The organism is Phocaeicola faecicola (assembly GCF_013618865.1).
Classification (GTDB): Bacteria; Bacteroidota; Bacteroidia; order Bacteroidales; family Bacteroidaceae; genus Phocaeicola; species Phocaeicola faecicola.
Window position 1 is genome coordinate 1 of sequence record NZ_JABSOE010000027.1, and the last position, 24,254, is coordinate 24,254.

Annotated in this window: 17 protein-coding genes, 1 tRNA gene, 1 rRNA gene and 1 pseudogene; 7 read left to right on the top strand and 13 right to left on the bottom strand. The window is 48.8% G+C overall.

All coding sequences use genetic code 11. The features are described from left to right. Window positions 1-74, top strand: a 5S ribosomal RNA gene (gene rrf / locus H3001_RS19855); the annotation flags it as partial. Between the two features lie 506 nt (window positions 75-580). Here the strand turns inward: rrf and nadB are convergent. After that, window positions 581-2,167 carry an L-aspartate oxidase gene (gene nadB / locus H3001_RS08950; protein ID WP_181214726.1) on the bottom strand — a complete coding sequence of 529 codons (1,587 nt, stop codon included), beginning with the start codon at window positions 2,165-2,167 and terminating at the stop codon, window positions 581-583. 156 nt (window positions 2,168-2,323) lie between these two features. Here nadB and H3001_RS08955 point away from each other — a divergent pair, with 156 nt between their 5' ends. The 4 genes from H3001_RS08955 (at window position 2,324) to dacB (ending at window position 6,064) form a co-directional block, all read left to right on the top strand. Next, a complete protein-coding gene (locus H3001_RS08955; protein ID WP_178243335.1) occupies window positions 2,324-2,740 on the top strand; it encodes a PH domain-containing protein in 417 nt (138 codons plus the stop codon). A gap of 18 nt (window positions 2,741-2,758) precedes the next feature. After that, window positions 2,759-3,157 (top strand): hypothetical protein, encoded by a 399-nt coding sequence (locus tag H3001_RS08960; protein WP_181214727.1) that lies wholly within the window; start codon window positions 2,759-2,761, stop codon window positions 3,155-3,157. A gap of 47 nt (window positions 3,158-3,204) precedes the next feature. After that, window positions 3,205-4,548 (top strand): dihydrolipoyl dehydrogenase, encoded by a 1,344-nt coding sequence (gene lpdA, locus H3001_RS08965; RefSeq protein ID WP_181214728.1) that lies wholly within the window; start codon window positions 3,205-3,207, stop codon window positions 4,546-4,548. A gap of 115 nt (window positions 4,549-4,663) precedes the next feature. Beyond that, entirely contained in the window at window positions 4,664-6,064 is a 1,401-nt protein-coding gene (dacB, locus tag H3001_RS08970) for a D-alanyl-D-alanine carboxypeptidase/D-alanyl-D-alanine endopeptidase (RefSeq protein ID WP_181214729.1), read from the top strand. A 168-nt stretch (window positions 6,065-6,232) separates the two neighbouring features. Here the strand turns inward: dacB and H3001_RS08975 are convergent, their stop codons facing one another. The 10 genes from H3001_RS08975 to H3001_RS09020 all read right to left on the bottom strand — a co-directional run bounded on the left by H3001_RS08975 (window position 6,233) and on the right by H3001_RS09020 (window position 19,424). Beyond that, entirely contained in the window at window positions 6,233-6,844 is a 612-nt protein-coding gene (locus tag H3001_RS08975) for a polysaccharide deacetylase family protein (protein WP_181214730.1), read from the bottom strand. A gap of 76 nt (window positions 6,845-6,920) precedes the next feature. Further along, window positions 6,921-10,262, bottom strand: a complete 3,342-nt coding sequence (locus H3001_RS08980; RefSeq protein WP_181214731.1) for a DUF2723 domain-containing protein — start codon at window positions 10,260-10,262, stop codon at window positions 6,921-6,923. 98 nt (window positions 10,263-10,360) lie between these two features. After that, the gene (locus H3001_RS08985; RefSeq protein WP_181214732.1) at window positions 10,361-11,149 is read right to left on the bottom strand and encodes a metal ABC transporter ATP-binding protein; all 789 of its coding nucleotides are present in this window, start codon (window positions 11,147-11,149) and stop codon (window positions 10,361-10,363) included. A gap of 7 nt (window positions 11,150-11,156) precedes the next feature. After that, window positions 11,157-12,017, bottom strand: coding sequence for a metal ABC transporter solute-binding protein, Zn/Mn family (locus tag H3001_RS08990; RefSeq protein ID WP_181214733.1), 861 nt, complete (start codon window positions 12,015-12,017; stop codon window positions 11,157-11,159). Window positions 12,018-12,100: 83 nt separating this feature from the next. Then, entirely contained in the window at window positions 12,101-12,754 is a 654-nt protein-coding gene (mnmD, locus tag H3001_RS08995; RefSeq protein ID WP_181214748.1) for a tRNA (5-methylaminomethyl-2-thiouridine)(34)-methyltransferase MnmD, read from the bottom strand. A gap of 12 nt (window positions 12,755-12,766) precedes the next feature. Then, window positions 12,767-13,228: a YqaA family protein gene (locus tag H3001_RS09000; RefSeq protein ID WP_181214734.1), complete on the bottom strand. Its 462-nt coding sequence runs from the start codon at window positions 13,226-13,228 to the stop codon at window positions 12,767-12,769. Next, complete coding sequence (locus H3001_RS09005) at window positions 13,204-14,139, bottom strand: hypothetical protein (protein WP_178243326.1); 936 nt, start codon at window positions 14,137-14,139, stop codon at window positions 13,204-13,206. Before H3001_RS09005 ends, H3001_RS09000 begins: the two co-directional genes overlap by 25 nt. 104 nt (window positions 14,140-14,243) lie before the next feature. After that, on the bottom strand, window positions 14,244-15,518 hold the full coding sequence (purD, locus tag H3001_RS09010; RefSeq protein ID WP_181214735.1) for a phosphoribosylamine--glycine ligase: 1,275 nt from the start codon (window positions 15,516-15,518) through the stop codon (window positions 14,244-14,246). 40 nt (window positions 15,519-15,558) lie between these two features. Next, the gene (locus tag H3001_RS09015) at window positions 15,559-17,805 is read right to left on the bottom strand and encodes a S9 family peptidase (RefSeq protein WP_181214736.1); all 2,247 of its coding nucleotides are present in this window, start codon (window positions 17,803-17,805) and stop codon (window positions 15,559-15,561) included. Between the two features lie 128 nt (window positions 17,806-17,933). Continuing rightward, window positions 17,934-19,424, bottom strand: coding sequence for a THUMP domain-containing class I SAM-dependent RNA methyltransferase (locus tag H3001_RS09020; RefSeq protein ID WP_181214737.1), 1,491 nt, complete (start codon window positions 19,422-19,424; stop codon window positions 17,934-17,936). Window positions 19,425-19,611: 187 nt separating this feature from the next. Here H3001_RS09020 and H3001_RS09025 point away from each other — a divergent pair. Then, a pseudogene (locus H3001_RS09025) lies at window positions 19,612-20,190 on the top strand (RNA polymerase sigma-70 factor); the annotation flags it as partial. 732 nt (window positions 20,191-20,922) lie between these two features. On the opposite strand, the gene H3001_RS09030 reads toward H3001_RS09025, so the two are convergent. Further along, a tRNA-Pro gene (locus tag H3001_RS09030) sits at window positions 20,923-20,997 on the bottom strand. A gap of 322 nt (window positions 20,998-21,319) precedes the next feature. After that, complete coding sequence (gene mnmA / locus H3001_RS09035) at window positions 21,320-22,372, bottom strand: tRNA 2-thiouridine(34) synthase MnmA (RefSeq protein ID WP_178243321.1); 1,053 nt, start codon at window positions 22,370-22,372, stop codon at window positions 21,320-21,322. A gap of 335 nt (window positions 22,373-22,707) precedes the next feature. Between mnmA and cysS the strand changes: the two genes are divergently transcribed. After that, entirely contained in the window at window positions 22,708-24,186 is a 1,479-nt protein-coding gene (cysS, locus tag H3001_RS09040; protein WP_178243320.1) for a cysteine--tRNA ligase, read from the top strand. The last annotated feature ends 68 nt before the right edge of the window (window positions 24,187-24,254 follow it).

Below are 24,254 nucleotides of genomic sequence, written 5' to 3' on the forward strand. Positions count from 1 at the left end.
ATTCCGAACAGAGAAGTTAAGCTTCGTCACGCCGATGGTACTGCAGACTGTGGGAGAGTAGGTAGTCGCCGTTTTATTCAGAATCCCCGGAGTGGTCAACACCCCGGGGATTTTTTTGTTTGTATACTTCTGATTGGTTGGTATGCTTCTGCATCTCTCTGGATAGGCTTCCCTTTCGTCTTCCTTTTTTTATCACTATCCTGTGTAGCCTGTGCTGCCTGTAAGGCATCTGTTCCTTGCGGGAATGTTTGTCTTTTGCAATCGGGTATATTCCGTTTCACTGGCATATTGGGCTCTTATGTTTTTTCTTCTTCTCTTTCTGTTTTCGGAAACTGAATCATGAATCAGGGCAAGGCAGCTATTCTCTTACTTTTTTGTGTGCTCATTCTTTTCTTCTGTAGTTAAGATTCAAGACTGAAAAAAGGCTTGCTTGTGGGTCTGAAAGGTAATTATGAGTTTATCCGGGGGATATCTCTGCCGGTAGATACTAAAAAACGCCATTTTAAGGCTTCTGTAGAGCTTTAAAATGGCGCAATGTATATTTGTATGGAAAGTCTTTCAAAAAGTCCTCAGGGACGATTTATTCTTTTGATTCCTGATTGGCTGCATGTGGATAATCGATGGTATAATGCAATCCGCGGCTTTCCTTTCTTTCCATAGCCTGACGGGTAATCAGATAACCTACGTTAATCATGTTTCGCAATTCGCAGATTTCACGTGAAGCTTTTACCCGTTTGAATAAACGTTCTGTCTCTTCGTACAGAATATCCAGGCGGTTCCAGGCGCGTACCAGACGGAGGTTGCTTCTTACGATACCTACATAGGATTCCATAATCTGGTTGACTTCCTTCATGCTCTGGGTAATCAGGATACGTTCTTCTGTGCTGATGGTGCCTTCATCGTTCCATTCCGGAATATCTTCGTTGAAATCGTAGCGGTCGAAGACGCTCAGTGCATGTTTGGCAGCAGCATCCGCATATACAATGGCTTCTATGAGTGAGTTGGAAGCCAGGCGGTTTCCACCGTGCAGACCGGTGCAGGAACATTCGCCTACTGCATACAGGCGTTTGATGCTGGACTGTCCGTCCAGGTCGACTTTGATACCGCCGCAAAGATAGTGGGCAGCCGGTGCAACCGGGATGTAGTCTTTGGTAATGTCAATACCCAGGCTGAGACATTTCTTGTAGATATTCGGGAAGTGTTTCTTGGTCTCTTCCGGATCTTTATGGGTTACATCCAGATATACATGATCTTCTCCTCGCTGTTTCATCTCACTGTCGATGGCACGGGCTACAATGTCTCTGGGGGCAAGCGACAGGCGCGGGTCATATTTCTGCATGAATTCTTCTCCATCCAGGTTTTTGAGTACAGCTCCGTATCCGCGCATGGCTTCCGTAATCAGGAAACTGGGGCGGTCGCCCGGATGATACAGGGCTGTAGGATGGAACTGGATAAATTCCATATCCTTGACAACTCCCTTGGCACGGTATACCATGGCAATTCCATCGCCGGTTGCCACCAGCGGATTGGTGGTATGGGTGTATACGGCCTCACAACCTCCGGTAGCCATGACGGTAACCTTTGAAAGGAAGGTATTGACTTCACTGGTCTTTTCATTCAGTACGTAGGCTCCGAAGCATTTGATGCCTGGGGTATGGCGCGTAACGATGATTCCCAGATGATGCTGGGTAATGATTTCAACTGCGTAGAAATGGCTGAAAACGGTGATGTTCGGATGATTCTTGACTGCCTCGATCAGGCTGGTCTGGATTTCAGCCCCTGTATTGTCCTTGTGATGCAGAATACGGAACTCTGAATGGCCTCCTTCTTTGTGCAGGTCGAATTCTCCGTCTTCTTTCTTGTCAAAATTAACTCCCCATTTTATCAGTTCCTCGATTTGGGAAGGGGCATTTCTGACTACTTTTTCTACGGCTGCAGGATCGCTGATCCAGTCTCCTGCCACCATGGTGTCGTGGATATGTTTTTCGAAATTATCCACTTTTAGATTCGTAACCGAAGCAATACCGCCTTGGGCATAGTAGGTATTGGCTTCTTCCAGTCCGGCTTTACAGATGAGTGCAACCGAACCTTTATGCGCAACTTTCAGCGCAAAGCTCATTCCGGCAATTCCTGAACCGATAACGAGAAAATCGAATTTTCGTACCATAGTAATGACTATATATATGGGTACAAAGCTACAAAAAAACAATTACGGGTGTACGGTATCTCGGTTTTTTTTCAAAACAACCTGAAGGCTGTATGGTTTTTATTGATAATTTGTTATCTTCACGGAGGATTAATGATAAAACGTAATATAAAATCAATGAACCGAACTTTTCATTCTCAGGTTGGCGGCTGGTACTGGCTGCTGATGGCAGTGACTGCTTTTTTATTGTTCGACTTTTTCTGGTTTCATTATACTGTGCCTACTTTGCTGATGGCCGTAGTCATGATTTTTGAAATTGAGATGCTGATTCATACGCGTTATGTGGTATCGGCCGATAAGGTGCTTTATATCGAAAGCGGGCGTTTTGTGCCCAATCGGGAGATTCCTCTGGCAGCCATCTCGGAAATGCGGCAGGTGAAGTCGTATGCACTGGCACCGGCATTGTCTTTCCGGCGTATTGAACTGAGCTATGAGGTGAAAGGGAAAAAGGAGAAGGTCTGGGTTTCTCCGCAGAATGAGGAGGATTTCATGCAGTGGATTAACCGGAAAAAAGCAGAGTCGACAGACGAATAATCTTATCTGTAAGATACTATGGAGGTTTTTAAATCGAAAGATACGCCGGGCGTCCTAGCCGGTAAACTGGCTGGCTTCTGCCTGTTGCTGGTAGTGGCGGAGTTGTGGATGATGAGCAGGTCGTGGATAGCGACTTTGGCGCTGATGCTTTTCTGGATACTGGTGAGCCTGTACGTGACGGTAAAGGAATATCGGATAAAGGACAACGGGGAGGTGGAGGTAATCAGCTATTTGGGTGTGCTGCGGACTACATGGCGAAATGTCTCCCGCATCGTCGTTGACAGAAAGCGAGGGGCTGTGCAGCTTACGGCAGAGGGAAATAACCCGAAGCAGTGGTATTCGGTACAGGAGTTGGACGGGCTGATAGAGAGGTTCCGTACACATTATCCGGAGATGGAGGAAATATATATTAATTGAATGAATTACAACGATACATGTTTAACCTGTTAATCTGATCAAGGTATATGAAATATCAAGTAGCTATCATTGGTGGCGGTCCGGCCGGATATACAGCGGCTGAAGCGGCTGGAAAAGCCGGATTGAGCGTGGTCTTGTTCGAAAAGAAAAGTGTAGGCGGGGTGTGTCTGAACGAAGGATGCATACCGACCAAGTCGCTGCTCTATTCGGCAAAGGTGTATGATACGGCGCGTCATGCTTCAAAATATGCAGTCAGTGCATCGGAGGTTGCCTTCGACCTGGGAAAAATCATTGCACGGAAATCGAAAGTGGTACGTAAGCTCGTACTGGGAGTGAAAGCCAGACTGACTGCCTGTCAGGTACATCTGGTGCAGGGGGAGGCTTATGTGGCCGATGCACATACGGTAACCTGTGGAGGGGAAAGCTATGAGTGTGACCATCTGATTCTTTGTACGGGAAGTGAAACGGTGATTCCTCCTGTTCCCGGGCTGGAGCATATTGAGTATTGGACACATCGTGAGGCGCTTGAGAACAAGGAACTGCCTGCTTCACTGACCATTGTGGGGGGAGGTGTCATCGGAATGGAGTTTGCCTCTTTCTTCAGCAGTCTGGGAGTGCCGGTTACGGTGATTGAGATGATGGATGAGATTCTTGGAGGACTGGATAAGGAACTGGCAGCATTGCTTCGTGCGGATTATGCCAAGCGGGGGGTGAATTTCCTGTTGAATACCCGGGTGACTTCCTTCGAGAAAACAGCAGAGGGTGTACGGATAGGTTATGAAAATGCGGCCGGAAGCGGTGCGCTGGAGTCGGATAAGGTATTGATGAGTGTAGGACGCAGGCCGGTGACTGCAGGATTCGGACTGGAGAATCTGAACGTAAGAATGACGGAACGGGGACGGATTGAAGTGGATGAGTTCATGCAGACCTCTTTGCCTGGAGTATATGCCTGTGGAGATTTGAACGGAAAGTCGTTATTGGCACATACTGCGGTCAGACAGGCGGAAGTAGCGGTGCATCATTTGCTGGGAAAGGAAGATGCCATGAGCTACAAGGCCATTCCGGGAGTGGTGTATACCAATCCGGAGATTGCTTCGGTAGGAGCTACGGAAGAAGCACTGGTGAAAGCGGGAACGGCCTACCGGGCCATCAAGTTGCCTATGACTTACTCGGGACGGTTTGTGGCTGAAAATGAAGGCGTAAACGGTCTGTGTAAGGTACTGGTAGATGATGCTGACCGTTTGCTGGGAGTGCATATCCTGGGCAATCCGGCTTCGGAACTGATAGTGATGGCCGGTATGATGATTGAAGACGGACGGAAGTTGTCCGACTGGAAGCGATATGTCTTCCCGCATCCGACTGTGGGTGAGATCTTCCGCGAAATGGAATGAATCTTCTGAAAAAAACGTATTTTTGTATGCTGACAACGGAGGCGCTGCCTGGTCTGACGGGCAAAGGCTCCGTTGTCTTTTTATGGTGTGGGACGATTGATTTTAATGTTTGGTTATGAAATATCTGATTGTAAGCGTGTGGATGTGCTGCTCGGTCCTCTCGGGGTGGGCACAGTCTGTGGCACAGAAACTGGACAGGTATGTCCAGTCGGCGGCTTTGTTGGAGCGTTCGGAGGCAGGAATAGTGGTGTTCGACCTGACCGACGGTACTCCGGTGTACCGGTATCAGGATAAAAAGCTTTATCGTCCGGCTTCTGTGGAAAAAATTGTGACGGCAGTGACGGCACTGTCTGTGCTGGGAGAGGACTACCGGTTTGAAACCCGGATGGGATATGTAGGAGAGATTACTCCCGACAGTGTACTGAAGGGGGATTTGTATGTGCGCGGAGGCTTTGATCCGGAATTCATGCCGGATGACTTGGAGCGTCTGGCCCGAAGTGTCCGTAGCATGGGTATCAACCGCATCTCAGGGAAACTGATAGGAGATGTCTCTCTGATGGATTCGGTGTACTGGGGGGCCGGATGGTCGTGGGACGATACTCCGGAGTCATTTCAGCCTTATCTCTCTCCTTTGATGCTGAACAGAGGTTGTGTGGATATAACAGTGCGCCCCTCTGAGCCGGGTATGCCTCCGTCGGTTACTGTCTTTCCGGAATCGGACAGTTATACGGTTGAGAATGCGGCACGGAGCCATGCTCCGGAATGTGGAACGGTCCGGATTACTCGCGACTGGCTGCATCACAGCAACCTGATTCAGATCAGTGGGAATGTGACCCGCACACAAAAGCGTACCCTTAATGTGTGTGACCCAGCTTGTTTTTTCCTTCGCTCTTTCCGGAATGTATTGTATAAACAAGATATACACGTAGAGGAGGTAGCGCAGGGAATCATTCCTGATACGGCAGTGGTATGGATGGATACGGTGGTTCGTCCGCTGGACCCGGTACTGAAGCGTGCCTTGAAGAAGAGTGATAATCTGTCGGCGGAAGCCCTGTTCTATCATCTGGGAATTCATGAAAAAGGAATGCCATATTCCGGTGTGGAAGAGTCTCGGGAGGTGATATGCCGTTTTATGAAAGAAAAAATCGGGCGTATCCCTGAGAATTACCGCATAGCCGACGGAAGCGGAGTTTCGCTCTATAATTACATTTCTCCCGATTTGCTGGTGGAGTACCTGAAATATGCATATTATCATTCAGCCGTTTTCCAGCCTTTTTATGAGGCTTTGCCGATTGCAGGGATAGACGGGACGTTGCAGCACCGGATGAAGGGAGGAAAGGCATACCGCAATGTGAGGGCGAAGACGGGAACCGTGACAGGAGTGAGCTCACTGGCCGGATATGTCCGCAGCAGGAACGGTCACATGCTGGCTTTTGCCATCATTAATCAGAATGTGCTGAAAGGGAAAGAGGCCCGCAATTTCCAGGATAAGATTTGTGAGATACTGGCCAACTGATGCCGGTATTGGCTGGAAACAAGATAAAAGGAAAGGATTATTTCCTGCAGGAGGAAACCTGATAGTCTCCAGAAAGGAGAGGAGTCAGCCTGCGGAAATAATCCTTTTTTATTAAATGAACCAGTGTGCTAGACCTTGAAGGTACTGCACACGTTGCCGGTCCGGTATTTAATCGAATACCTTGAAGGAATAGCCCTGTGACAGCAGCCATTCAATGGAACGGGGCAATGCATATTTCATATTCCGTTCCGATTTCAGCGAATCGTGGAAAGTGATGATAGATCCGTTTCGTGCATATTTCTTTACATTCTGGAAGACCTGATCTCCGTTCAGGCGCTTACTGTAGTCTCGGGTAACCAGGTCCCACATGACAATGCGGTATTTTTTCTTCAGTGTAAAATATTGCATCCATCGCATGTGTCCGTGCGGAGGACGGAACAGATCACTCTGCAAATATTCATCTGCCTTATCCGTATTGGCCAGGTAGTTCTTGCTCAGGAATTCAAAACCCCGGATATGGTTGAAAGTGTGGTTTCCGATCCGGTGTCCCCGTTCCACTACCATCTGAAACTCTTTCGGATGCTTGCGGACATTATCTCCTACCATAAAGAAAGTGGCTTTGATGTGATATTTGTCCAATAAATCAAGTACCCAAGGAGTAATCTCAGGAATCGGTCCGTCGTCAAAAGTCAGATATACAGCTCTTTCTTTCTTATCCATTCGCCATAAAGCTCCGGGATAAAGCCATCGCAGTAAAAGTGGCGGTTGTTCTATCAGCATGTTATGATTTTTTTCAAAAAATAAGGTTGCATCAATGAAAGACAGGCTTTCCTGATGCAACCTTATAGTATACTATTTAATTGTTAACTTCTCCCTTCGGAGCTCCTATACGCTGTTCCAGAAGCTGATACAACTGATCAAACTTCTTCGCATAATGTGCAGCGGTTTCCGACAACTCGTCGGTCTGCTTTCCGTCGAGGGCGGCGAGTGCCTTGCATACATCATCCAGGATATAGAAGTGACGCATGCACTCTTCGTATGAACCGGTAAAGCGGTCGTCATCCAGACTCAGGTACCATGACGCATATTCTACTGAGTTATTGGCCAGCTGGTCGAGGATTTCTTCTGCTTTCTGTATTTCTCCCAAAGCCTTGTAGTCGTCTGCCATTTCTTTTGAACTGCTGTAGATATAGTCGTGGCGTACGGTGGTACTTGGGATTACCTTCTCACAGTAATTCAGTACTTCCAGGGCCTTGTCCTTCTTGCCCTCTCTGATCAGCTGGCTTGCCAGTTGCACGAAAAGGCGGCGGTGGGTATCGCACATGCGCAGTACCGTTTCGTCAAGATAGATATCCGGGTTGTCGATACCGCCGAACTTGAACTTGTGCATCAGGTTATCGTACATCTTCTCAGAGTCGATGGTACGTCCCAGTTTCGCATTGTCGAACGGCGTAATGCGATAAGCCAGTCCCTCCTGCAGGAAGTTGTTGGTCAGGTTCAGGTGGTTGTTCGAACCTACGGTGATGGCCATATACAACGGTCTTTCCCAGTTGGTGTTGGCCAGCATTTCCAGCATCATCAGCTCGCTCTTGTAAAGCACGCGCTTACCCTTCAGCGAGATATGCATGTATTCAGGAATAGAGTCAGGAACCAGCATACCCGAGCGCTTGATGGCTTCCTTATCCAGTTTCATCACGATACTGTCGGTCGGAATCATCTGCAGTCCGCTTTCTTTGGCACGTACCCAATGCTTCAGGATATTCTTCAGTTCATATGGGTTGTCACCGAATTCCTTCTTGGCTTCTTCCGGATTCTGCTTATAGAAATTATTGATGGTCTCCATGGCTTCCGGACGTACGTAAACTGCCTCATTGTGTCCCTGTACATAGTCGATACGGTCCCAGTCGATGGGGACAGAAGGTGAATCGTATGCCGGACGGCGCATCTGGTCGATGTACCAGTCGGTCTGCAGGTAACTCAGGTTACATACACGTACATCCGTACGGAATCCCTCTGTTTCCTGGTTATACCACAATGGGAACGTATCATTGTCTCCGTTGGTGAAAATAATCGGATTTCCCTCTGCCTGTACCGTACTCAGGTAATTCTGTCCGAAGTCGCGGCAGGTATAACGTCCGCTGCGGTCATGGTCGTCCCAGGTCTGGCTGACCATCTGTATCGGTACCAGCAGACCGATTACGCTGGCCAGTACGGCAGCCGGTTTTTCTCCCATCTTGTTTCGCAGCCATTCGGCGATAGCAGCCACACCCAGACCGATCCAGATAGCAAATGCATAGAATGATCCGGCATACGCATAGTCTCGCTCACGAGGCTGCTGCGGTGTCTGGTTCAGGTAAAGCACGATTGCCAGTCCGGTCATGAAGAACAGGAAGAACACAATCCAGAACTGCTGGATTCCCCGGTCTCCTTTATAGGCTTGCCAGAACAGTCCCAGCAATCCCAGAATCAGCGGCAGGCAGTAGAATACATTGTGACCCTTGTTGTTCTTCAGTTCTGCAGGAAGTAGCGTCTGGTCGCCCACAAGGTAGTTGTCTATAAACGGAATACCTGTAATCCAGTTTCCGTGTTCGATCTCTCCCTGTCCCTGTATGTCGTTCTGACGTCCGGCAAAGTTCCACATGAAGTATCTCCAGTACATGTAGTTCAACTGGTAGATGAAGAAGAACTTGATGTTGTCCCACTGTGTCGGAACTTTCACCATGATCATTTCTCCACACTGGTCGTACGGCACCTGTCTGCCTTCGATACCTCCTACCCAGTTTTCATAAGCCTTTGCATGGTCGGCGCTGTACATACGCGGGAAGAGCATATTCTGTGCATACTTGTATTCCGTCTTGTTACGTACTACTTCGTAGCTGTCTTTTTCATCCGGATTTTCCTTTTCCTTGCGCTGGTATACCGGGGCACCTTCCGTCACGTCGTATACACAGCCTCCGTCTACCTGTTTCAGGGCAGGCTTGGATACGTATGTCTGTCCGTAGAACAGCGGACGGGTACCGTACTGTTCACGTCCCAGATATTCTCCCAGGGTGAAGATGTCTTCCGGAGAGTTCTGATCCATCGGCGTATTGGCCGAGGAACGGATGACGATTACCGCATACGAAGAATATCCTACTACAATCATCATCATTGCCAGCAAGGAAGTGTTCAGGGTACGGGCACTTACACGGTATTTTTCCGGCAGGTTCATGAAGAGATAAGCTCCCAGTACTGCCAGTACCAGCAGACCGATGAGTACGCTGCTCCATCCGTGTCCGTAAAAAGGAATACCCAGCAGTGCGACAGTCAGCAGGAAGGAAAGGTTCATCCGCTTCTGGCTGCGTACGGTAAAGCTCTCGTATACACCCCAGATAAGGCTGGCTGCCAGTACGATGATATACACAATCAGTCCTGTGTTGAAAGAGAATCCCAGGCTGTTGACAAAGAGCAGTTCAAACCATCCTCCTACCTTTACGATACCCGGAACGATACCGTAAAGTACGGCGGCCACCAGAATCATGGAGCCTACCAGGGCAATCAGACTGCCCTTGAGATTGGCATTCGGGTTCTTCTTGTAATAATAAACCAGTACAATGGCCGGAATACACAACAGATTCAACAGGTGTACACCGATAGAAAGTCCTGTAAGATAAGCAATTAATATCAGCCACCGGTCGCTGTGCGGTTCATGCGCACGGTTTTCCCATTTCAATATCAGCCAGAAAACGACGGCTGTGAAAAGGCTGGAATATGCATATACTTCTCCTTCTACAGCACTGAACCAGAAAGTGTCACTCCACGTATAAGCCAGGGCTCCAACCAGTCCGGAACCCATGATGGTGATTAACTTTCCGACAGTCATATTCTCTTCGTCCGGACAAATCAGTTTCTTTGCCAGATGCGTGATGCTCCAGAACAGGAAAAGAATACAGGCCGCACTCATCAGGGCACTCATGATATTCACCATCATGGCCACTTTCGAGGGGTCGCTTGTAAACTGACTGAACAAATTGGCGGTAAGCATAAAGAAGGGGGCACCGGGCGGGTGACCTACTTCCAGTTTATACCCAGTCGTAATAAATTCGGGACAATCCCAAAAACTGGCAGTCGGTTCGATGGTCATGCAGTAAGTGAACGCTGCAATGACGAAGGCAAGCCATCCTACCAGATTGTTGATCTTGTTGTACTGTTGTTTCATGTAATTATTTTGTTTCTCGTTAATTTTCAGTTGAAATACGCGCAAAGATAGTGATTTTCACCTCAGGGAGGCGGAGTGATACCTAGTTTTTCGTTTTTTTATACTTCCTGAGTGCCGTGCGCTTCGTGATGATGACATTTCAATACCCGATGCGGCAAATTTCCGTGTCCCAGCAGTTCAATCGGACAGCCGAAATGCTCTTCCAGCCACTCGGCCGGTACTTCCGTATCCGGGTGATAGTCCAGTGTGCCGTTGATGCAGGCTATCGACTTCACATTCTGCAGTACGGTACTGATGTCGTGGCTCACCAGGATGATGGCACATTCGCGGTTGATTTCTTCCAGCAGAGAATAGAGTTTCGCTTCGAACCGTTTGTCGATGTACGTATTCGGTTCATCGAGAATCACTACCTGCGGGTCGGAAACCAGTGCCCTTCCGAGCAAGGCCCGTTGCAACTGTCCTCCGCTCAACTGCCCGATGGCTCTTTTTTCCAGTCCTTCCAGTCCCATGCGGACAATGATTTCCTCCACCTTCCGGTGCTGTTCTTTTGTAAAGGCATGAAAGAGAGACTTCTGACGGTTCAGTCCCGAAAGTACGACCTCATAGACCGAAATCGGAAACTTCTTGTCAATCGAACTGTATTGCGGGAGATACCCCATACTGATTTCCGGCACCTCCTTTCCTTCCTGGAAAAACCGGATTTTACCGGATACAGCCGGCAACAGTCCCAGCATCACCTTCATCAGCGTAGTCTTTCCTCCTCCGTTCGGGCCGATGACCCCCAGAAAATCATGTTCATAGACGGTCAGGTCGATATTTTCCAATACCGTTTTACCGTCGTAGGCTGCGTATACCTTTTCCAGCTGTATAATAGGATGTTGATTCATAGATTCCTTAGTTACCTAAAACCTTTGCGATGTGTCTCATTTCGGCATCCCAGTGATAGTTGAGCGGATTGATTTCCACTACCTCGGCTCCGATTTCTCTGGCAATGATCTCTGCGTTCCGGCTGTCGAATTCCTTCTGGATAAACACCGTTTTCACTTTTTTCTCCTTGCACTGGCGGATGATTTGCTGCAAGTGCGCCGGTGAGGGCTCCTTGCCTCCCTCTTCGATGCTGATCTGTTCCCATCCGTAGTCACGTGCCAGATAAGAAAGTGCCGGATGATAAATCAGAAACGCTCCCTGTGAGCCGGTCAGATGCGCCTTGACCTCCATTTCCAGTTGCCCGATGACCCCCAGCAGACTGTCCGTACGTGCGCGGTAATATTCCCGGTTCGGTTCATCCAACTTGCAGAGTGCCTGGTATACATTGTCGGCGATGACCCGCGCATTGGGAATTGAGTTCCATATATGCGGCTCCACTCCGACCTCGTGCCCCTGGTGTGCATGTCCGTGGCATTCTCCCTGCAGCAACTGAACCCCTTTGGAAAGGTCAAATACCTCCATCTGCGGCACATTCTTGGTCAGTTTGTCCATCCAGACCTGTTCAAACCCGATGTATCCGATACGCAGGAAGGCCTGACTTTTATTCAGTTTGACCATCTGTTGCGGAGTCGGGTCATAAGTCTCCGGATTTCCTCCTTCGGGAACCATGCTCACTACCTTAAAATGCTCTCCGGCAATAGCCTCTGCAAAATACCTTATCGGTTCGATACTCACCGTCAGTATTTTCTCGTCCTGCTGCCGGTTGCCGTTCTGGCAGGCCACCAGTCCCAGCACGGTCAACAGTAAAATAATATAATTCCTTTTCATACGATTTACCTGATTTTATCCAAACAAAGATAATGAAAAAAAGGATGCCTTCACCTATTGAAGCAGGCTTTCATCCCCTTTAGTTATTTGCAGGCTCTCAGGATTTCCCGCTTTCCTCCCGGAGGTCCCGGCAACCGTTCCACCGTAAATCCCGCTGCCTGGAGCATGCGTCTTACTACCCCTTTGGCACAATAAGTCGTCAGTACTCCTCCCTCGTTCAGGCAAGCGTAAAGTGTGTCAAACAGGCTCTGGCTCCACATTTCAGGCTGTTTTTCCGGGGCAAATGCATCAAAATAAATCACATCGAAGTTCCCCTGAAAACGATATCGGGTGAAATCTCCCAGGATTTTGTGCAGCGTGAAAAAAGGCGTCAGTCTTACGTCAGTATCCCATGCAGCCTTGTGCAGCGCATAAAAATCGTCAGCCGCTTCCGGACAGATTTTCTCCGGATAATCCAGTTGTCCGACCAGTTCGTCATTTACCGGATAGCGTTCAATCGTCGCATAATAGATGTCACGCTGTGCTTGTCCGGCATACAGCAGAGACAGAAAAGCATTCAGTCCCGTTCCGAATCCGATTTCAAGCACCCGCGGAGCTTCAGCAAGACTGTGCTTCAGTCCCATGTTGATAAAAATATGCTCCGATTCCGTCAATGCCCCTTTTACCGAATGATAATGCTCATTCAGTTCGGGCACGAAAAGCGTATAGCTTCCGTCGTCCGTTTTTTCGAGTTGTATCATAGCAAAATATTACAAAGCATGAATAATTCCCAGTGCTGCAGCCACCAGCAAGGCATAGCGCAACAGTTTTCCGGCTGTCATGGAGACGGCTACAATCCATATATTAGCCCTCATCAGTCCCAGTACAATCAGGATGGCATCCCCGATGACCGGAAGGAAAGAGAAAAGCGCCATCCACGACCCCCTTCCGTGAATAAACCGGGTTGCCTTGTCCATCTGCTTCTGGTCGACCTTGAAATACTTCTCAATCCATTCCATCTTTCCCAGGTGTCCGATCCAGTAACATGTCAATCCCCCCAGTGCATTGCCCGCCGTAGTGGCCAGTGTGGAAGCCACTGGATCGAGCCCCAGGCCGATACAGGCCAGCAGTACCGCCTCCGAACTGAACGGCAGGATGGTGCCTGCCAGAAACGCAGACAGAAACATACCTACATACCCCCAGTCGGTCAGCAGTTGAATAAATGCATCCATAAGTTAAAAACAAACAAGAGGCCGATTATCGCCAGCGTAGCGACAAACAACCAGTAAGTGAAACGTTTGAAAGAAAGTGCAAACAAGTGCCCTCCCGCCAGGGCGGCCGGAATCAGGGCGACCGGCAGCAGATCGGGTACCAGATGAGGCTGTACCAGCATGATCAGGTGGATATACAGTCCCATCAGCAGGACACACCGCATCATGATGCGTGTCTGAACCTTGTCTTTATACGAATCCTGCAGATAGACCACTCCGTAGATAACCGACAATATCAGGGTGATTCCCCAGGATACCCATACTTCCACTCCCTGATCGTACCGGATAGGAGCGAAGGTCACCATCTCTGCCAGTTTCGGTAGAATCCTGCTGCCTTCTCCGATGTACAACTGGTAGCAGAACAGGAACCACAAAGGGAGGAAAAGACCGATGATGCCGGCAAAGAAACTCCGGGCACTGAACGAGCGCAGGTTGATCATGTAGATGTACATGAAAGGCGCCAGCCAGCAAAAAGTCGGCACAATCAGTCCCGCGATGCCCAGCCAGAGAAAGGCATGGAAAATAGTGGTAGAAGCATAGGGCAACTCGTAGCTGTGGAACAGCGAGTACAGGATGCCTATAAAGCACACAGGCAGCAGGCACGAGGCCGACCATCCGTGCAAGAACGTAAAGGAGGCATATCCCAACAGGAACAAGGCCGAAGGCAGGGTAGTCCGTGTCCGTATCAGCGCAAACCGGGTATCCGTTTCCTGCAGTAAATATGCACAGGCACTGGCACAGAGAAAAGATCCCAGTTGTTCCCAGTCTCCGATAGAAGGTATCAGCCACAATATCAGAGAAATAAAAAAGACGGCCGGGAGCGTTCCCCGTCCGGTAGCCGTTTCATACTGAAATCTGTTTCTGCTATACATAATGGGAAAAAGAATAAATTGCAAAACAGGCTGTATCAACCCACCCGTTCCCGGAAAGCAAAATCCGGCCGATGTTCCGATACAACCTGTCCCGCAAAGGTTATTTATAAATCAAATCCGATATCTGAACGGAAATATTTCTTCTCGAACGAAATCTTTCCGGCATTGGTGAACGAAAGTCTCAAGGCTTCTTCCTTGTTGGCTCCGTAAGAGCTTACCGCAATCACACGTCCTCCGGCAGTCACTACCTGTCCGTCTTTCATGGCGGTTCCTGCATGGAACACAATGCTTCCTCCAGCCTTTGCCTCTTCGATACCGCTCATCGGGAATCCCTTTTCGTAGGCTTCCGGATAACCTCCCGATACCAGCATGACACATACTGCCGAGCGCGGGTCGATTTCCAGTACCTTCTCGTCCAGGTTGCCGGTAGCCACTCCTTCGAAGAGTTCCACCAGGTCGCTCTTGATGCGCAGCATCACACTTTCCGTTTCCGGGTCGCCCATGCGTACGTTGTACTCGATGACCATCGGCTCACCCTTCACATTGATCAGTCCGAAGAAAATGAATCCCTTATAGTCGATGCCTTCGGCAGCCAGACCCTCTACCGTAGGACGGATGATGCGGTCTTCCACCTTCTGCATCCATTCCTTGTCGGCAAACGGAACCGGAGAAACCGAACCCATACCACCTGTGTTCAGTCCCTTGTCTCCTTCACCGATACGCTTGTAGTCTTTTGCCTCCGGCAGAATCTTGTAGTTCTTTCCGTCTGTCAGGACAAATACCGAGCATTCGATACCGCTCAGGAATTCCTCGATAACCACCGTAGCCGAAGCGTTTCCGAACATACCGCCCAGCATTTCCTTCAGTTCCTTCTTGGCCTCTTCCAGTGTCGGCAGAATCAGTACCCCTTTTCCGGCGCACAGACCGTCTGCCTTCAGTACGTAAGGTGCTTCCAGTGTTTCCAGGAACGCCAGTCCCTCTTCCAGGTTCTCGGCAGTCACGCTCTTGTATCCGGCTGTCGGAATCTGGTGCCGTTTCATAAATTCCTTGGCAAACTCCTTGCTTCCCTCAAGTACCGCTCCGGCCTTTGACGGACCGATTACCGGTACGGCTTTCAGTGCTTCGTCGTTCTTAAAGAAATCATATACACCCTTTACCAGAGGATCCTCCGGGCCAACCACTACCATGTCAATCTGTTTTTCGATGACAAACTGCTTGATGCCCTCAAAGTCATCTGCCTTGATGGCTACATTTTCACCTACCTCCTGTGTGCCCGCATTTCCCGGAGCAATGAAGAGTTTCTCGATTTTGGGACTCTGAGCAATTTTCCATGCCAGTGCATGTTCGCGTCCGCCTGAACCTAATAGTAAAAGTTTCATATATCTTAATGTTTCTAGTATTGTGATTAATGACTAATTGTTATTTCAGGAAATCCATAAAGTAACGGGTAATGTGCTGGTGCAGATGTACCCTGTCACGTCCCATCATGTTGTGACCGTCTTCCGGATAAATGAAGAAGTCGGGATGTGTGCCCGCGTCAATACATGCCCGCAGGAAGGTGTAGCTGTGCTGCGGCACGCACGTAGGGTCGGTACCTCCGTGAATGATCATCAGCCGGCCTTTCAGGTTGCCTGCCTTTTCACGCAGGTTCGAACCCTTGTAGCCTTCCGGATTGCTTTGCGGAGTGTCCATGTAGCGCTCGCCGTACATTACTTCATAGAACTGCCAGTCGATGACCGGTCCGCCGGCAACACCCACTTTGAAAATTTCCGGATAGCTCAGCATCAGGTTGGTGGTCATGAATCCTCCGAAGCTCCAGCCGTGTACACCGATCTTGTTTCCGTCGACATACGGCAGCGACTGCAGGAACTTGGCACCTTCCACCTGGTCCTTCATTTCTTCCACACCCAGGTGACGGAACGTGCAGTTTTCAAACTGAATGCCCCGGTTGTCGCTTCCCCGGCTGTCCACTGTCAGCATGACAAAGCCCTGTTGTGCCATGTACAGGTCCCATCCGCGTGCGTCGTAGAAACGCGTGTTGTGAATCATCTGTGCGTGAGGTCCGCCGTACACATAAATGATGGCCGGATATTTTTTTGCCGGGTCAAAGTTCACAGGCTTGATGAGGCGGTAATACAGGTCCGTCTTACCGTCGGCAGCCTTCAGGGTGCCCAGTGTGATTTCCGGCATATTGTAAGCTTCCAGCATCGGGTCGGTAGCCGTGAACAGGGTCACTCCCTTTTTGCCGTTGGTCGGAAGGAGGGAGATTTCACGTGGAACACTGTTCGAAGTGAAATTGTCAATCACGTAAGTACCACTTGCCGAGAGTTGTCCCTGATGCATGCCGTCGGCATTGCCTATCAGCGTACGCTTGCCGTTTCTCACATTCAGGCTGAACAGGTTGGTCTGCAGCGGAGAAACCTCCGTGCTGCCGATAATCACTTCTTTGCGTGCGGCATTAAATCCCAGAATCTCCTGCACCAGCCAGTCTCCTTCGGTCAGGGCTTCGGTCTGCAGGTATTCGCAATACTGACTCTCTGCATCCTTGCCCTGCTTCCATTCGCCTTTGAGACGCTTTTCCGTATCCATCAGATACAGATGATGGATACCGTCGCGCTGGCTCCAGTAGATGAATTTGGTATTATCCCATGGCAGGAAGGTCAGCGGATGCTGAGGCTCTACGTAGCGGAGATGCTTTTCTTCGTACAATACCTCTTCCTTGGCACCGGTTGCCGCATCATAGCTCACCAGCTGCGCATGATTCTGGTCGCGGTTCAGTTCGATGACATAAATATGCTTCTCGTCCGGACTCCAGCTGATGTTGGTGAAATAACGGTCGGTAGGGTCGCCTGCCTGCAGGTAGACTGTTTTGCCGTCTTTCACGTGGTACACGCCCACAGTCACCTGATGGCTGGTCATTCCGGCCATCGGATAAGTATCCGGCTCTACCTCTGCGATGCGCTTGGTGGTATTCACCTGCGGATAGTCGGTCACCATGCTCTGGTCCATGCGGTAGAAAGCCAGGTAGCTTCCCTTCGGACTCCAGAACGTTCCCTTCATGATGCCGAATTCATTGCGGTGTACGGCCTGTCCGTATACAATGTTCTTGTCGTTCTCCTCTTTATTGCCCATGCACACCGGATTCACCATTTTGCTGTAATCTCCCTGCTGTGTCAGGAACAGGTTCTTTCCGGCCGTGTAAGCCACCCAGCCGTTTTCCTTGCAGAAATCAAAGTTGGTTGCTCCCTTTTCAGTGATGTGTGCCACTGCGGCAATCTTTCCGGTACCGAAATCGTATGTCAGGAAATAACCGTTGTGGAAGATCCGGACCATCTTCTTGTCAGCCCATGGCAGTGAGGCTGCCGTCAGTGAGTGCAGCGGTTGTATCTCAGCCTTCAGGTGCTTCAGGGCCTGGTTCACTTCGTCGAGGGTAACCAGCGTACTCTCTTTTCCGGTCTTGGTATCGATTCCGATGATCTGTTCCGCATCGGTGCGTACACAGTTGTCTCCCCACCACTGTATTCCCGGCAGACTCTTGGGAACCAGGTTGTAATAATTGCTACCTCCGGGAATCACATCCTCCAGGGTAAATGATTTTTTTTCCTGTGCCGGCACTACCGTTGTCATGGTAAAGAATAAAAGAATAAATTGAAATAATCTTTTCATTGATTTAAAATCTGTTTGGGTCACTAGCTATTATGAAAAAACCGCAGAACACACGAACAGACACAAGTTCATAAATTGAATGCTATGCCTTTTCGTGTCTTTTGCGGTAATGAGTTTATGCTTCGGATTTAATCTTCCGTTTCATTTTCCTCTGCTCTTCTGCGTTTGTGCATATAGCGTGGAGCAGGAGCCGCCTTCGGACGTCCGTCGTCGGTAGAAGGGCGCGGAGTGCGTGGTTTGCTGTCTTCCTTGTACTTGAAGTTGCTGTTGCGCTCTTTTCCGTATTCCTTTCTGTCGTAGTCCTTACGTTCCCCGCGGAAGTTCGTTCTGCGTTCTTCGCCCGCATCTCCCTTCCGGTCTCCGCGGAATCCGCTGCCCCGCTTTCCCTTGTAGTCTACCTTTTCGGCAGTCTTCCGGTTTCTGGCAGGACGTTCCTCTCTTTTCGGCTTGAATTCCTTGTCGCTGTTCTCGCTGCGGTATTCCTTGTATTTTCCGTCGAAAATCTGGTACTTGCGGAACTGACATTCCAGGGCTCCGTTGAACAACGGTACCTTTACCGAAGGCTTCAGACCGATCTGGTCAAAGCATTCGTCGCGGTAGCTCAGAATCCAGGCATCGTTGCCGGTAAAGGCATGCTTCAGGCGTTCTCCGATCATCTGATACAGTCCGAGCAGGTCTTCTGACGAAATACGTTCTCCGTACGGAGGGTTGGTGACGATCAGGCTCTTTTCCTTCGGCTGTTCAAACTGCTGGAACGGCTGGATGCGCAACACGACGTCGCGGCTTACACCGGCAGCCTTCACATTGTGTATGGCAATCTCGTTGGCTTTCGGATTGTTGTCGTATCCGTAAATCTTATGTTCGAACTCGCGTTCCTGTGAGTCATCGTTATAGATAGAGTCGAACAGTTCCTGGTCAAAGTCTTTCCATTTTTCGAATCCGAACTCCTTGCGGAAGACTCCCGGAGCGATGTTGCGTGCAATCAGTGCCGCTTCGATAGGAATGGTTCCCGAACCGCACATCGGGTCGATCAGGTCGCATTTGCCTCTCCATCCGGTCATCAGAATCATACCGGCGGCCAGTACCTCGTTCAAAGGGGCTTCCACCTGCTCCTGACGGTATCCGCGGCGGTGCAGCGATTCGCCCGAACTGTCGAGCGACAGGGTACAGCGGTCTTCCGCCACATGGATGTTGATGGCCAGGTCCGGATTATTGATCCGCACCGACGGGCGGTTTCCTGTTTTTTCACGGAAATAGTCTACAATCGCATCTTTTACCTTGTAAGCCACGAACTTAGAGTGGCGGAATTCATTAGAGAACACTACGGCATCTACGGCAAAACTGCTCATATTGTCCAGATAGTTTTCCCATTCGATACTCTTCACTGCCTCATACACGTCATCGGCAGTTTGGGCAGAAAAATGTTTGATCGGTTTCAGAATACGGATGGCGGTACGCAGGCAGAAGTTAGCACGATACATCATTGCCTTGTCTCCCGTAAAAGAGACCATGCGGCGTCCAATCTCGATATTTCCGGCTCCCAGCTCGGTGAGTTCTTGTGCCAGAACCTCTTCCAGTCCTTGGAAGGTTTTGGCTATCAGCTCGAATTCTTGGTTCATTATAAATTAAATTACGTAATTTCAATTGATTGTGCAAAATTACGAATTTTCGCTCAGTCGGTCAACACTTTGTATCTCTTTCTTGAAAAGTCTTTTGGAAAGAACCGGCACTTCTTTTGGTGGTTTGTCCGAATTTTGTAATTTTGGCGAATGTTTTTTACAGAACAAGATTTTCCGGGGAAATATGATGGAGCCACAGATTTTGGAGAAACTGAGAGCGGGAGATGAGAAGGTCTTTCGTGATATTTACGACCGACACTATGTGCTGCTCTGCCGTTTTGCCAATCAGATGCTGAATGATGCGGCACTTTCGGAAGAGATTGTGGATGATGTGATTTTTTACCTGTGGGAGCATCGGGAAGAGGTGGAAACCACTTATTCGATACGGGCGTACCTGATGCGGGCCGTACGCAACCGCTGCCTGAATGAACTGAATTCGCAGACCCGCCGCGAGGAACTGCATTTTTCTTCTTTTCTGCTTCCCGAGAACATGGAACTGCTGGATACCTTGTTTGCCGAGACCGAGCATCCGCTGGGGGTGTTGCTCGAAAGGGAGCTGGAGGATGAGCTGAACCGGAGCATCGAGGAGCTTCCGGCAGAGTGCCGCATGGTGTTCAAGAAGAGTCGTTTTGAACAGAAAAAATACGAGGAGATTGCTTCGGAACTGGGGATATCGGTCAATACGGTGAAGTACCACATCAAGCAGGCACTGGCCTTTTTGCAGAAGCGTCTGGGAAACTACCTGAAACTGCTGCTGGTGTATCTGTTGGGCGGGCAACTGAGGGGACTGTTTGTTCGGATTTCCGGAAAGGACAATATATCAAAATGTCAGAGCGGCTGCCTGAGATTCTTTTATTTGCGTCCTTGGGGACGGGTGGTTTGATTTTTGCTATTCTCAGCGGACTAATTTTGCTCTATCTGTTTGTCTGCTAGCTTGTTATCGATGGATTTTTCTTTTTCTGAAAATTGATTTCTGCTGCTTTTACCGTGGAAAAATCTTCTTTTAATGGTGTTTTTTGTGCTTTCATCGGAAGATTGGCCAAAAGAAAAGGAGGTTCGGGTAAAAACCTCGCCAGCTTTTTCTCACAGACCGTGAGGTTTCGGCGGATGTTTCAATATGGAACGGGTGACGGATCACCTTCCGGGGTCTATTTTTTGCTTATAAAATGTATTGTACGCCCTTTTCCGGCTGCTGTATGAAAGGTACTGGCGGAAGAGAGGGTTATGGAAAAGCGTGATATGGAAGATTTTTGTTTCTGTTTAGAGCTGTTTCCCTGCAAAATGATTTTTCGGCTTTTCCGTTTCGCCGGAGAGGCGGACAGTCGGCTGCCTGCAGAAAGTCCGGTAGCCGATAAGCCGGTGGTCGGAAAGACAGTTCCTCTGAAAAAATCAGGACACAGTTTTTTACGTTGATCTCAGATTATCATGTCCTTAATCGATGATTGCGATTTATACAACGAAAAAAGGTTGTATCAATTGATACAACCTTTTTTCGTTGTCGGGGTACCAGGATTCGAACCTGGGACCCCCTGCTCCCAAAGCAGGTGCGCTAACCGGACTGCGCTACACCCCGAATCGTTTTGCCTTTCTTTTCAAAATCGATGCAAAGGTATTGCTTATTTTTGATATCTGCAAGGCTTTGGCCGTTTTTTTTCATTTTTAGTATGAAATAAATAAAGAATCCCTGGTAATGGATGGTTTGCTCTGTCTCTTTTTCATTCCTTGATGGATAATTTCTTATTTTTGCATTCTAATTGTAGCAACTGAGCATATGGTAGTAAATAAGAAAAATCCTTTTGCATATAAGGCAAAACTTAAATCTCAAAAGAAGTCGAGTGGCAAACGAGTAGGGAAGTCGAGACCTGAGAAAGCCAACAACCAGCTCAACAGAAGGGTCAAATAATGATTCCTCCTCCTAAAACGATGTCACCTTTGTAGAATGCGGCTGCCTGTCCGGAAGCGATGGAGGCCAATGGCTCATGCAGTTGGACATGCAGGTTTCCGTCGGCTGTTTGAGTCACTTTGCAGTGATTGGCCTGTTTTCTGTACCGTATTTTTACGATGATATCCGGGTCGTCGTTGAAAAGGATATCGGGATTGACTATCTTCCAGTCCTTGAGGTACATTTCGTTTTTCTCCAGCGACTGTAAGTTTTCACTTAGTATGACCTGATTTTTCTGTGGGATAATCTCTTTGACAAAAAGCGCTTTGTTCAGATAGATACCCAGCCCTCTCCGTTGTCCGATGGTATAAAAGGGGTATCCTTCGTGCTTCCCGAGCAGGTTTCCGGACTCATCGTAGAAATTTCCGGGTCGGATGCTTCCTTCCGGAAGCTGTTCTTTCAGAAAACTCCGATAATCCATGGGGCAGAAACATACTCCCAGGCTGTCTCTTTTATGAGCGGCTTTCAGAAAACCTCTCTCTGCCGCAATCTCCCTTACTCTTGTTTTGGTCAGTGTGCCCATGGGCAAGAGCATGCGCTGTAACACAGGCTGTGTGAGCCCCCATAAGAAGAAAGACTGGTCTTTATCCGGATCTTTTCCTGCCATAATGTGCCAGTAGTCACCGATTTGGGTCTTCTGTACATAGTGTCCCGTAGCAAAATGCCAGATACCTCGTGCATCTGCCACCTCCTGCAGCAGAGGCCATTTCAGGTAATTGTTGCACAGCGTACAGGGGACCGGAGTACGTCCGGCCATGTATTCATCGATAAAATAAGAAATGATATGCTGTTGGAATACTTCACGGGCATCGTAGGTGATGTGAGGGATGTGCAGTCGCTCGCATAACTCGCGTGCGTCGTCCAGGTATTCTGTATGATTGTCTTTCTCGTAGAAACGGAATGTAATGCCGGTTACCTCATATCCGGCGTCCTGGAGCAGTAATGCAGCTACCGAACTGTCGGTTCCGCCACTCATTCCTAGCAATACTTTGTTATTTGGGGTCATATGAATCAAACTTTAAGTATGGGCATAAAAAAAGGAGTACCGCTGTACTCCAACCTTTGTTAACCTTAAATCTAATACTATGAAAAATACAGTACAAAGATACGGACTTCTGAGTAATCTGCAAATAATATAGCTGAAAAATCATGCTTTATAACATATATTAATAAGATGAGTGCAGAATGTTAATGATTGGAAACATTTTGAAGCCCGTTTCGGGCTCAGAGTGGACTTAAGATTATGTTTATCCCATATTTTTGTAAAAAAGCAAATAGGAAACTGTTTTCTTGGTTAATGGTTTTTTATTATTTTTGTAGTCTTGATATAAATGAATGCTTATGGATAATAAATTAGTTATTTACAATACGCTGACTCGTACGAAGGAGCAATTCGTACCGCTTCATGCTCCTCATGTAGGAATGTATGTGTGCGGTCCTACTGTATACGGTGATGCACACCTGGGACATGCCCGTCCGGCAATCACTTTCGATATCCTGTTCCGTTACCTGACTCATCTGGGATATAAGGTGCGTTACGTACGTAATATTACCGATGTCGGCCACTTGGAGCACGATGCCGATGACGGTGAAGACAAGATTGCAAAGAAAGCCCGTCTGGAGCAGCTGGAGCCGATGGAAGTCGTTCAGTTCTACCTGAACCGTTACCATAAGGCCATGGAAGCGTTGAATGTGCTTCCTCCCAGCATCGAGCCGCACGCATCGGGACACATCATCGAACAGATTCAGCTGGTGGAAGAGATCCTGAAGAACGGATATGCTTATGAAAGCCAGGGTTCTGTGTATTTTGATGTAGCCAAATACAACAAGGATCACCATTATGGAAAGCTTTCCGGACGTAACCTGGATGACGTACTGAATACTACCCGTGAGCTCGACGGACAGCAGGAAAAGCATAACCCGGCCGATTTCGCCCTTTGGAAGTGTGCACAGCCGGAACACATCATGCGCTGGCCTTCTCCATGGAGCAACGGTTTCCCGGGATGGCACTGTGAATGTACCGCTATGGGACGTAAATATCTGGGTGAGAACTTTGATATTCACGGGGGAGGTATGGACCTGGTTTTCCCGCACCATGAATGTGAGATTGCACAGAGCGTAGCTTCTCAGGGACATGACATGGTACGCTACTGGATGCACAACAATATGATTACCATCAACGGTCAGAAGATGGGTAAGTCATTGGGTAATTTCATCACTCTGGATGAGTTCTTTACCGGCAATCATAAACTGCTGGCACAGCCTTATACGGCAATGACCATCCGCTTCTTTATCCTGCAGGCACATTATCGCAGCACCGTAGACTTCAGTAACGAGGCTTTGCAGGCTTCTGAGAAGGGACTGGAGCGCCTGATGGAAGGATGGAAGAACCTGGAACGCATTACTCCGTCAAAGGCAACTACGGGCATTGAACCGGCCGGCTTGCGTGAAAAATGCTATGAGGCTATGAACGATGACCTGAATACTCCGATTGTCATCTCTCATCTGTTTGATGCCACCCGAATGATCAATACGGTAATCGACAAGAAGGCGACAATCAGTGCCGAAGACCTGGAAGAACTGAAGAGCGTATTCCAGTTGTTCGTATTCGATATTCTTGGACTGAAAGCCGAAGCCGAAAACAATGCCGCACGTGAGGAAGCCTATGGCAAGGTGGTTGATATGCTGCTGGAACAGCGTATGCAGGCTAAGGCCAACAAAGACTGGGCTACGAGCGACAAGATCCGTGACAGTCTGGCTGCACTGGGTTTTGAGGTAAAGGATACCAAGGACGGCTTTACCTGGAAGCTGAACAAGTAAGCAAGATACGGTAAATATTGTTTTTCTGCCTGCAGATAAACATCAATGATATAAATAAACCCCATTCC

Excerpts from the sequence above, each read along its gene's own strand:
- H3001_RS08975 (WP_181214730.1), bottom strand. The coding sequence starts at position 6,844 with ATGCTGATAGAACAACCGCCACTTTTACTGCGATGGCTTTATCCCGGA.
- nadB (WP_181214726.1), bottom strand. The coding sequence starts at position 2,167 with ATGGTACGAAAATTCGATTTTCTCGTTATCGGTTCAGGAATTGCCGGA.
- dacB (WP_181214729.1), top strand. The coding sequence starts at position 4,664 with ATGAAATATCTGATTGTAAGCGTGTGGATGTGCTGCTCGGTCCTCTCG.
- H3001_RS08990 (WP_181214733.1), bottom strand. The coding sequence starts at position 12,017 with ATGAAAAGGAATTATATTATTTTACTGTTGACCGTGCTGGGACTGGTG.
- H3001_RS09020 (WP_181214737.1), bottom strand. The coding sequence starts at position 19,424 with ATGAACCAAGAATTCGAGCTGATAGCCAAAACCTTCCAAGGACTGGAA.
- H3001_RS08985 (WP_181214732.1), bottom strand. The coding sequence starts at position 11,149 with ATGAATCAACATCCTATTATACAGCTGGAAAAGGTATACGCAGCCTAC.
- cysS (WP_178243320.1), top strand. The coding sequence starts at position 22,708 with ATGGATAATAAATTAGTTATTTACAATACGCTGACTCGTACGAAGGAG.
- H3001_RS09000 (WP_181214734.1), bottom strand. The coding sequence starts at position 13,228 with ATGGATGCATTTATTCAACTGCTGACCGACTGGGGGTATGTAGGTATG.
- H3001_RS08955 (WP_178243335.1), top strand. The coding sequence starts at position 2,324 with ATGAACCGAACTTTTCATTCTCAGGTTGGCGGCTGGTACTGGCTGCTG.
- purD (WP_181214735.1), bottom strand. The coding sequence starts at position 15,518 with ATGAAACTTTTACTATTAGGTTCAGGCGGACGCGAACATGCACTGGCA.
- mnmA (WP_178243321.1), bottom strand. The coding sequence starts at position 22,372 with ATGACCCCAAATAACAAAGTATTGCTAGGAATGAGTGGCGGAACCGAC.
- H3001_RS08960 (WP_181214727.1), top strand. The coding sequence starts at position 2,759 with ATGGAGGTTTTTAAATCGAAAGATACGCCGGGCGTCCTAGCCGGTAAA.
- H3001_RS09015 (WP_181214736.1), bottom strand. The coding sequence starts at position 17,805 with ATGAAAAGATTATTTCAATTTATTCTTTTATTCTTTACCATGACAACG.
- H3001_RS08980 (WP_181214731.1), bottom strand. The coding sequence starts at position 10,262 with ATGAAACAACAGTACAACAAGATCAACAATCTGGTAGGATGGCTTGCC.
- H3001_RS09005 (WP_178243326.1), bottom strand. The coding sequence starts at position 14,139 with ATGTATAGCAGAAACAGATTTCAGTATGAAACGGCTACCGGACGGGGA.
- lpdA (WP_181214728.1), top strand. The coding sequence starts at position 3,205 with ATGAAATATCAAGTAGCTATCATTGGTGGCGGTCCGGCCGGATATACA.